This window comes from Calditerrivibrio sp., assembly GCA_026415135.1.
GTDB lineage: Bacteria > Chrysiogenota > Deferribacteres > Deferribacterales > Calditerrivibrionaceae > Calditerrivibrio.
Genome location: JAOAHS010000010.1, coordinates 19,090 through 29,431 on the forward strand (window position 1 = coordinate 19,090; position 10,342 = coordinate 29,431).

At 35.9% G+C, this 10,342-nt stretch carries 8 protein-coding genes; 1 reads left to right on the forward strand and 7 read right to left on the reverse strand.

What is annotated here, in order from left to right; genetic code table 11:
• Positions 1–71: 71 nt before the first annotated feature.
• Genes N3C60_02405 through hisF form a run of 5 tightly spaced genes read right to left on the reverse strand, consistent with a single transcriptional unit; the run spans position 72 to position 3,759 of the window.
• The gene (locus N3C60_02405) at positions 72–677 is read right to left on the reverse strand and encodes a protein-L-isoaspartate(D-aspartate) O-methyltransferase (protein ID MCX8083749.1); all 606 of its coding nucleotides are present in this window, start codon (positions 675–677) and stop codon (positions 72–74) included.
• On the reverse strand, positions 677–1,552 hold the full coding sequence (argB, locus tag N3C60_02410; protein MCX8083750.1) for an acetylglutamate kinase: 876 nt from the start codon (positions 1,550–1,552) through the stop codon (positions 677–679). Before argB ends, N3C60_02405 begins: the two co-directional genes overlap by 1 nt.
• The gene (locus N3C60_02415) at positions 1,540–2,706 is read right to left on the reverse strand and encodes an MFS transporter (GenBank protein MCX8083751.1); all 1,167 of its coding nucleotides are present in this window, start codon (positions 2,704–2,706) and stop codon (positions 1,540–1,542) included. The genes argB and N3C60_02415 overlap by 13 nt, the downstream gene beginning before the upstream one ends.
• Entirely contained in the window at positions 2,703–2,987 is a 285-nt protein-coding gene (gene hisE, locus N3C60_02420; protein MCX8083752.1) for a phosphoribosyl-ATP diphosphatase, read from the reverse strand. Before hisE ends, N3C60_02415 begins: the two co-directional genes overlap by 4 nt.
• A 10-nt stretch (positions 2,988–2,997) precedes the next feature.
• Complete coding sequence (gene hisF, locus N3C60_02425) at positions 2,998–3,759, reverse strand: imidazole glycerol phosphate synthase subunit HisF (protein MCX8083753.1); 762 nt, start codon at positions 3,757–3,759, stop codon at positions 2,998–3,000.
• A 126-nt stretch (positions 3,760–3,885) separates the two neighbouring features.
• Here hisF and N3C60_02430 point away from each other — a divergent pair, with 126 nt between their 5' ends.
• Positions 3,886–6,291: a tetratricopeptide repeat protein gene (locus tag N3C60_02430; GenBank protein ID MCX8083754.1), complete on the forward strand. Its 2,406-nt coding sequence runs from the start codon at positions 3,886–3,888 to the stop codon at positions 6,289–6,291.
• Between the two features lie 48 nt (positions 6,292–6,339).
• Here N3C60_02430 and N3C60_02435 read toward each other — a convergent pair whose 3' ends face one another.
• Together N3C60_02435 and N3C60_02440 are read right to left on the reverse strand one after the other, a co-directional pair.
• Positions 6,340–9,582, reverse strand: a complete 3,243-nt coding sequence (locus N3C60_02435; GenBank protein ID MCX8083755.1) for an ATP-binding protein — start codon at positions 9,580–9,582, stop codon at positions 6,340–6,342.
• Between the two features lie 88 nt (positions 9,583–9,670).
• The coding region (locus N3C60_02440) for a PhnD/SsuA/transferrin family substrate-binding protein (protein MCX8083756.1) at positions 9,671–10,342 on the reverse strand (672 nt) is incomplete at its 5' end.

Here is a 10,342-nt window from a genome sequence, read left to right on the forward strand (position 1 = left end):
GATTTGATTGTAAAATGATAATATGAATTTTTCTATTTGTAAAGAGATTGTTTTCCATTTCACCATACATGTTAACTATTTACAAATTCGACAAAACGGCACTCATCCCCCATTTTAATATTAACATCAGACTCTAATTTTTCTATAACATAGATTCTATCTTTTATAGGCATCACCATCATCCCACCTATCTTTAATTGATCCAGCAATTTCTGGGGTATCTCATCCCCTGATGCGGTAACTATTATCTTATCAAAAGGAGCGTACTCCTGCCAGCCTATTTGACCGTTATCTACTTTAAACTTTACATTTTTTATATGTAGTTTTTTTAAAGTTATTGAGGCTTTATAACTCAACTGGGGTATTCGTTCTACAGTATAAACAAATTTTGACAAAAAAGATAGGACAGCACATTGAAAACCGGATCCTGTACCTATTTCAAGGACAATATCCTCTTTTGTAGGATTTAATAGTTTTGTCATATATGCAACGGTAGAAGGTTTAGAAATCGTTTGTCCAAAACCGATGGGAAGGGCATTGTCCTCATAAGCAATTCTTTGTAAAGCCTCTTCCACAAACTTCTCCCTGGGACATTTTAAAAATGCCTCCAAAATCATCCCATCACCATCACACGCAGGCGCCACAATGCTTTTTAGATATCTTTCAATAGGTTTCATTACAGTATTATCTGTGTCCCTATTCCACCATCAGTAAAGATTTCAAGCAATACAGAATGAAGAATCCTACCATCAATAATATGCACCTTCTTTACTCCACCCAAAAGAGCAGTCCTAACTGAATCCATTTTTGGAAGCATACCACCATAAATGATATTACTATTCTTGAGCTCATCAATCTCAGAAACACTCAAAGAGGAAATCAGATTCCCTTCTTTATCCAAAACACCCTTTACATCGGTAAGAAGAATAAGTTTCTCTGCTCCTACAGCAGCAGCCACAGCACCTGCCACAAGATCTGCATTTATATTATATGGCTCATAATCCTCACCTATACCAACAGGAGCAATAACAGGAATATAGTCCTTTGATATCAGTTCTAACACATCTGAATTTACCTTTTTAACTTTACCCACATGTCCAAGATCGATAATCTCAGGTGTTTTGTAAAAGCTCTCCTCCTCAAAATAGAGCTTCTCCGCTAAAATAAGGTTCCCATCCTTCCCTGAGAGACCGATAGCTTTACCACCATTACTATTTATCAAGCTAACAATATTCTTATTAACAAGCCCAACAAGAACCATCTCCACGACATTCATTGTCTCCCTATCAGTTACTCTCATACCTGATACAAAAGTACTTTGGATATTTAGTTTTTTAAGCATATCCCCAATCTGTGGTCCTCCACCATGAACTATAATAGGGTTTATACCCACGTATTTTAATAATACCATATCCCTTGCAAAACTATTTTTTAGCTCTTCATCCACCATGGCATGACCGCCATATTTTACCACGATAGTCTTACCATAGAATTTTCTTATGTAGGGAAGAGCTTCGATGAGTACAGATGCTTTTTCAATCATCTTTTCCATAACATATCCTCTCTTAACTTACTTAAAAATACGACTCCAGACAATAACAATACCCCTATCATATACAATGCAATCGAAAAACTATTAGTCTTATCATAAACATATCCTGCAAAAATTGGTGCAATAGCTCCAGGAATATTAGAAGAAAATAGCAGACCATAAACCAGCCCAACATGCCCAGTACCCCAAATTTTCGCTACAGTCCCTGCATACATCACAAGCACCCCGCCAAAGTTTAGCCCACAAAGAACAGCAAAAATCTGAAGACCAAAAGTAGATGTCAAGAGCAAGGGTGAAAAGAAAAGAAGAATTGCCTGAACAAGGAGATTTAACTGCAAAACTCTTAATGCACTAAACCTATCAAAAATACCTCCCCAGATGATCCTGCCTATGGCATTAAAAATAGCAAATAAAGCTACTGCACCCACTCCAGCGCCAATTGTTGCAGTTTTCGATAACTCCTTCAGATTAGTATTGACAGCAAAGCCTGCAGATAAACCTGTAAACATGGCAAAATACAATACCAAAAACCTTTTATCTAACAATAAATCTTTATACTTTAACTCCTCATCAACCCTTTGTTCAACATAATCTGCTGGATATCGCATAAAAAAACCTGCGACCCCAATCATGAGAGTAAAAACAATCCCCATTAACCTAAAAAAATCAAAAGGTGTCCAACCTATCGTCAGTAGGTAACCTCCCAGAAAACTGATCAAGGCTGCACCACCCCCAAAACCAGCTACAGCTATACCTGTAATTAGCCCTTTTCTGTCAGGGTACCACCTCATACATACCGATATCGGTACAATATAAGCAAGACCTGCCCCCAAACCTGCCACAAGACCATTACCCAATATAGAAAAGATAAAGTTATTAGCACCAAAAGATGATATGAGCCACCCACCACCAAAAAGTATACCACCAGCAATGGTGGAAAAAGATGGACCGATTTTTTTAAGTATCTTACCAGAGATAATCATTGTAGCGGGAAAAACAAAATAAAAAACAGAAAAAGGTAGTTGCGCCTGAGCTTGGGTTATATTAAGCAAACTCTTTAGATCTTTTACATAAACAGACCAAGAATAAGTTGCTCCAAGACAGATCTGCATCACCACAGCAAAAAAAAGTATTAAAAAGCCGGCAAAACTCATTTTATCCTTCGCTTAAGCTCCAACATAACATCTTCAAAGGAAACACCCTTATATTCCAAAGCCACTAAAAGATGATATAGAATATCTGCAGCTTCTGAAGCAATTTTTTCTGATGGCTCGGTGAGAAAAGCTTTTATAAATTCAGCATTTTCCTCTCCAAGCTTTTTTATGATTTTGTTTTCACCGCCAGAAATTAGTTGATTCGTATAGGAGCCCTCTTTTGGATTTATTTTTCTGTCTCGTATCGTATTTATTAGATGGTACAACACATCAAAATTCATTTTTTCACCTCTATATTCTTACCACAACACCATTACTTTGTAGAAATTCTTTTACCTCTGGCACTGTCAGAAGACCGAAATGAAAGATAGATGCAGCAAGTGCCGCACTAGCTCTACCCTTAGTAAGTCCGTCCAAGATATGCTCTTTTGTGCCTACACCTCCTGAAGCGATGACAGGAACCTTCACCGCATCCGATACAGCTGCAGTAAGCTCTATATCGTAGCCATCCTTAGTACCATCCCTATCCATACTTGTTAGGAGTATCTCCCCTGCACCAAAACTCTCCATTTTCATAGCCCACTCTACTGCATCGATACCTGTGGGGTTTCTACCACCATGAGTATAAACCTCCCATCCTGAAGCATCTACTCTTTTTTTTGCATCGATGGCCACCACAATACATTGGGACCCAAACCTCAGAGCAGCCTCTTTTACAAAATCAGGATTCTTTACGGCAGCAGTGTTTATCGATACCTTATCCGCACCGGAATTTAAAAGATTTCTTATATCATCCAACGTTCTTACACCACCACCAACGGTAAGAGGCATGAAAACCCTTTCTGCTGTTCTTGCCACCACATCCAGTATTATCCCCCTATTCTCATAGCTTGCTGTTATATCCAAAAATGTAAGTTCATCAGCCCCCTGCCTATCATACTCTTCAGCCACCGCCACAGGATCACCTGCATCAACAAGATTTAGAAACTGCGTTCCCTTAACTACTCTTCCATCTTTTACATCAAGGCACGGGATAATCCTCTTTGCCAGCATAAAAACCCCTAAAATTGTTTTGTCTATTTTAAAACATTTACCCGATTTGTAAAGTATATTTTTGCAATAACCCTTTTATTTTCTCTAGATCTATATATATTTAAGTATATACCAAAGGAGGATACTATGAACCCCTCACTATTTTTTGCTATTTTGTTACTTTTTGTAACATCCCATACTTTTGCAGAATCGAAAACCTACACCCATTCTGTAAAAAAGATAATAGGTTCAAACCAATCCATTGACGATGTCAAGACTGCTGCAGTGGCTGATGCAAAAAGGGAGATTATCGAAAAAGCAGGCACATACATAGAATCCCTTACTGTCGTCCAAAATGGTGAACTAAAAAAAGATGATATAACAGCAATGGCACTGGGACTTATGAAAACAGAGATACTTTCTATAAAAAGAGGCTTGGAAGGTGATGCAATTTTCATCGAGGTTACCATCAGATCAGAAGTGGATACCTCAGCATTAATGGACAAAATAAATAACGCAAAATCCGATAAGGCCACCCTTGCTCAATATCAACAGTTTCAACAAAATATGAATATATTGCTTAATAAATTCCAAGAACTGGAAAAAAAGAATCAACAATTGGAGTCAGAACTCAAGCTGGTAACAGCCCAACAAAACACAAAAACCTTTAACACTCAATCAACATTAACACAAGCAGATCAGAAAAAGATTGAAGAAATAAAAAAAGAACAAACAAAAATAAACAACGAATTCAAAACAGTAGCAAGTAAACTGGAATCTGACAACTGGGTAAATAAAGCCAATTCATTGTGGAACGGTAAAGAATATCTGGACAAAAAATTAGCAATGCAGTATTTCGAAAAAGCCATAGAATTAAACCCAGAATCCCATATGGCTTATTTAGGACAAGGTCTTGTTTATTATGAGTTGAAAGATTATCATAAGGCACTTACATCTTATAACAAAGCACTTTCATTAAATCCAAATTTTGCCTATGCTTATAACAACAGAGCTCTTGTATATCTTAAAATGAACAACAAAAGTGCAGCCCTGAATGATTACAATCAAGCAATAAAATATGATACCCAGTACGCATTGGTTTATAGCAACAGGGGGCTATTATACTATGAAGATCAAAACTATTCAGCAGCCTTAGAAGATTTTAATAAATCGATCATACTTAATCCAAACGATCCAATTGTCTATTACAGTAGAGGCCTTACTAAGTATATGCTGAAGGATTATACTGGCTCAATTGAAGACTATAATATAGCCACAAATCTAAATCCATCCTATGCCAACGCTTATGTGGGTAGAGGATTGAGCTATTATTACCTGCTGGACTACAATAAGGCGATTGAAGATTATACAAAAGCGATACAACTTGATCCATCCAACCATATAGCCTACTTTGACAGGGGGATCACATATTATGTTTTAAACAAGATAGATCTGGCTAAAAACGATTTTAAAAAAACAATACAGATAAAACCAGACTACAATCTGGGTACCTATGCCCAGCTACTTTCAGATGATAAACCTATTGTAAACAAAACATTTTCCACCAGCCAAGACCCATTTACTCTATCTAAATACGGTAAAAGCATCTATGACAACGGTGTTGCCCTTCTTAAAAATGGTCAATATACCACAGCTATCAGCGAATTTAATAAAGTCTTAAATGAAAATCCAAACTATATAGACGCCTACATAAATAGAGGGCTTGCGTATGAATTTTCAGGAGATACAAGTAAAGCTATGTCAGATTACAACAAAGCCCTATCGATAATACCAGGCGACTATCTCGCCCTTTTCAACAGGGGAGTATTAAACTATAAACTACAAAACTATATCAACTCAGAACAGGATCTACTTCAAGCAATAAAGGCAAGACCAGATCATCTCGATGCCCACATATACCTAGGGATGACCTATAGAAAAAGACAGCTCTACGACAACGCCCTTTATTATTACGAAAAAGCTATAAACATAAACCCCAAAGACTACTGGGCATACTTTGAAAAGGGGAATGTATTGATGGATCTCAAAGATTATAACAACGCCATCAATGAGTTCACCCGCGCCATAACCTTTAAAAATAACTATACCGAAGCCTATATAAACAGGGGCTTAAGCTATGAATATTTGAAAAACTATGACAACGCATTAAAGGATTATAACCGTGCAATAGAGATTTCTCCAAACTATTTTTTAGGCTACTATAACAGAGGTATATTAAACTTTAACAAAAATTATTATCCAATGGCACTTTCTGACTTCAAGAAAACATTAGAGCTAAACCCAGACCATGCAACAGCTGCTGGATATATCGGCGATATCTACTACAATCTGCAAAACTACAAAGAAGCTATCATCAGCTATAACAAAGCCCTTAGCCTAAATCCCAACGACCAATACTCCCTCGAAAGCAGGGGGCATAGCTATATTATGATAGGTAATAATAGCTTAGGGTGTGCTGATCTTCAAAAAGCCTGTCAGCTTGGACAGTGCAACAAATACAACCAAGCAATAGTCAACGGTCAGTGTAAATAAAAGGTGGGTAAAACCACCTTTTTTATAAACCACTTAAATTTCATCTATTTATATAATCTTATTATCTGTAGATTCATTTATCAAGCTACAATACCGTTTCATCTGACTGAATTCGTGCCATAACCTATCCATACAATGTACTATTTCAGCAATATCCCCTATTTTTGCTTTTTGTTCGATCTCCTTTGCAATATCACCCAACCGTGTAGCACCTACATTATAAGATGCCCCTTTTATTTTATGGGCTAATTTTAATATTTTATCATAATCGGTACTATTACAAGCACTTTTCAGGTCATTATATGTCCTTTCAAAATCCTCCTTATAAATATTAAGAAGTTTACATATAAAATCAGCATCACTGGAGATCTCCTGAAGGTGATTTAAATCCAAGCCATTATACATCTCTTTTCCTGTTGCCTGCTCTTTTATCAAATCTTGATTTTTATAGATATATCTCATTATGGTTTTTTTAAGGATATCGATAGATATAGGTTTTGCGACATAATCGTTCATACCAGCATTAAAACAGGCTTCCTTGTCCTCTTGAAAAGCATTAGCTGTCATAGCCACTATATATACATTATTGTCTATGATATCTGGCATACTCCGTATCTTTTTGGTTGCAGTAAGTCCATCCATTTCAGGCATCGAAACATCCATGAAAACAATATCGTAATTTTTACGCTTTAGTGCCTCTATTGCTTCTAAACCGTTATTAGCTGTATCTATCGCTGGCACACCTATCTTTTTAAGGAGATTCAACACCACCATTAAATTTACCCTGTTATCCTCCACCACAAGAAGATTGAGACTTCTCGAAATCTGATCGAAATTATCCTGCTCCATTTCTAAGAAATCTTCTTCGGTTGATTGGATCTGCTGAGTTTTTACGAATGGGATTTTTATTCTAAACTCTGTACCTTCATTTACCCTGCTTTTTACAGTTATACTCCCGTTCATAGCTTTTACTATGTTGTAGCTTATAGCAAGCCCTAAGCCAGTTCCTCCATATTTACGGGTATGACTTGCATCCACTTGGGTAAAAGGTTTGAACAAAATTTCCATCTTGTCTTCAGGTATCCCTATCCCTGTATCCTTTACCACAAACTCGAGTTTTACCTCATTATCAAACTCTTCAAGTTTATGTAGCATTACCATAACTTCACCTTTTTCTGTAAACTTTATGGCATTATTTACGATGTTAAGCAACACCTGACTAAGTCTATGGGGATCACCTAAAACCAAGAGATCATGTACAGAGCACTCATGTTTTAGTTCTATTCTTTTTCTCAGAGCCAGAGGATAAGCTATGGAGATAACTCTTTTTAAAACCCTCGTCGGTTCAAAGGGGATATTTTCAAGGGTTAATTGACCACTTTCAATCTTCGCAAGATCTAAAATATCATTAATCAAACTTAGTAGATGATCACTACTACTTTTTATGACCTCAAGATATTTTTTCACCTCAAAGGGCAGGTTTTCTTTTGGAATGAGATCGAGGGAACCGATTATACCATTTATTGGCGTTCTTATCTCATGACTCATACTGGAGAGGAATATAGATTTCGCCTGATTAGCAAGCTCAGCTTTTTTCTTGAGTTCTTCCATCTCTTTTAAAGAATTGACCAATTCAGAAATATCTGAAAATGTCCATAAGATCCCATTCAAACTAAAACCACTTACAGGGATCTTTTCTATTTCAAAAAACCTACCATCAACAGTTTCAACCATTGTTTTATACTCATTTTGCGAATTGATAAACCTATTAAAAGATGCTGAATCTTTCATTGATCCTGCTACATAATTCAATAGACTTTTCCCGCTATTAGACAGGTACCCAATATCAAGTGAAAAAAAGTCCAACAATTTATTATTTATTTCCAGTACATAATCAGCTTCATCTATCAGTAATGCACCATAAGGTGCATTCTCTAAAATTGCCTGTAAAACAAAATTGGATCTATTAAGCTCATCCTCTTTCTCCTTTAAAGGAGTAATATCGATAAAAGTCACAACAGCTGAGGATTCACCTTTGTAGATAAGGGGCTTTGATGCTACCCTAACATATATATGTCTACCGCTTTTCGCCTTAAAAATTTCCGTGCCATGGTATTCCCTCTGTTCTTTTATGACTCTGTAGATAGGACAATTGTATTTATCAAGAGAGTGAAGATGAAACATTTCATGGGCGGATTTACCGATTAGATCGCCCCTTTCATAACCCAGAATTTCGGTAACCGCTTTATTCATGAAAACCATATTTCCCTGTTCATCCATAACATACAACCCATTGTGTATGGTTGATAATATACTTTCTATATAGGACTCCTTCTGTTTTAGCTTTTCATTCTTGTTGAGTATTAAAATGAAAAAGAATGATATTAAAGCACCCTCTATCAAAACAAGTAACAAATCAAACTTAAATTTATCAAACATAGATTTTAAATAAGGGGAGTGGGAGATGGATATAAGAGCTGCAGCAACATTATTTTTTGTATCCTTTATCGGAGTTATAATTACCTCATAATAAGTCTCTCCGATATGTGTATAATGAGTAGCCATTACACCTCTGTTCAGATCTTCTACAAATATTGGTTTCCTTGCCACAGTCTCAAGAGCTTTGAGGTGTTCTTTGTCTATGGGTTTTAGACTATCATGAAGTTCCCTGTCAGGATCCTCTACCACCCAATCTTTGCTAAAAAAGATCTCTTTATAGAGGGACCTTTGAGGTGTAAAAAGTTTAGACAGGTTCTCTTTTCTAATCAGTGCTAAAAAATCTCTGTCCGAGTATAACTCACTTATAGATTGCCTAATTGTCTCAAAAGGAAATGAGATCTCAACACTACCCAGATGTTCTGAATTGTATATGATTGGATATACATTTCTAAAACCGGATATTATTTTTCCTGACTCAAAGGTTCTCACCACTTTAAGACTTGAATTGGCAAGTACAACATCAGGTCTTTCAACAACTAATGAATCACCAAACCTATCAGGAGCATGCATTCGCAATAAAGATTCTGCCTTAACAGTGTGGAAATGAAACTGTCTTACACCTTTTAATTTCAGTTTATTATATATTGGGAACATTTCTCTATACAAATCAAGCCTGAGTTTATTTTTTGAAACATTGTCTGCATTTTTGAACTTTCTTAGGATATCTATTACTTTACTATTGGCCAATATATAACTATCATAATAGGCATCAGCTTCATTGTTATGTCCTTCTGTAGTACTTGTCCAAATTCTATGTTGGTCTAAAGCTTGTATCTTGAGATAGTTTTCCAAAATCATCCTATGATTATAATAGACAAAAGAAAGTGAGAAACCAAGAATCAATAGGAAAATAATCAAAAATCTCTGGATTACTAATTTGTTAATCATATATCTTTCTTAAAATATCTGGAGTAAGCATCTTTTTTAATAAACTGTATCTTTGGTCATCAAATTTTGTAAAACCGTTGCCCCCTATTTTCAATTGAGTAAATGTCTCTTTTGGTGATTCAAGCAGAAGTTTTTTTATATTCTCAATATCCTTATCCTTCACCGTTTTCTTATTGGCAATAATAACAAAAGCTGGATATTCGTCGGTATATTCTATCGCCTTAGCCCCTAAGTCTCTATATTTAAGATAAATATCCTCTTTTACACCTCCAGCATCGTAAAAACCTGCTAAAACCTGTTTTAAAACCTCTTCATGATTATTTAAATACTGATATTCTATCTTATCAATATCAATTTTTCTTTTTTTGAGTAAGTACTTCATACTTACATAACCACAAGTGGAGATAGGATTTGTTAATGCAAGTTTTTTTATGGTTACCTTTTCTTTATCAGAAGCTATGAATAACACACATCGATACGTCGGTTTCCCATCTTTCTCAAGTACTTCGGCCAAAGGCTCTACATGTTTGTATTTGCTCGTTAAAAGCAAATAAGGCACTGGTCCGAGATATGCAAAATCTATTTTATCATTAATAATCAGATTTAATAGATCCTTATGGCTATCAACGTAATGAAAATACAAAGGTTTCGATGTTTGCTGGGA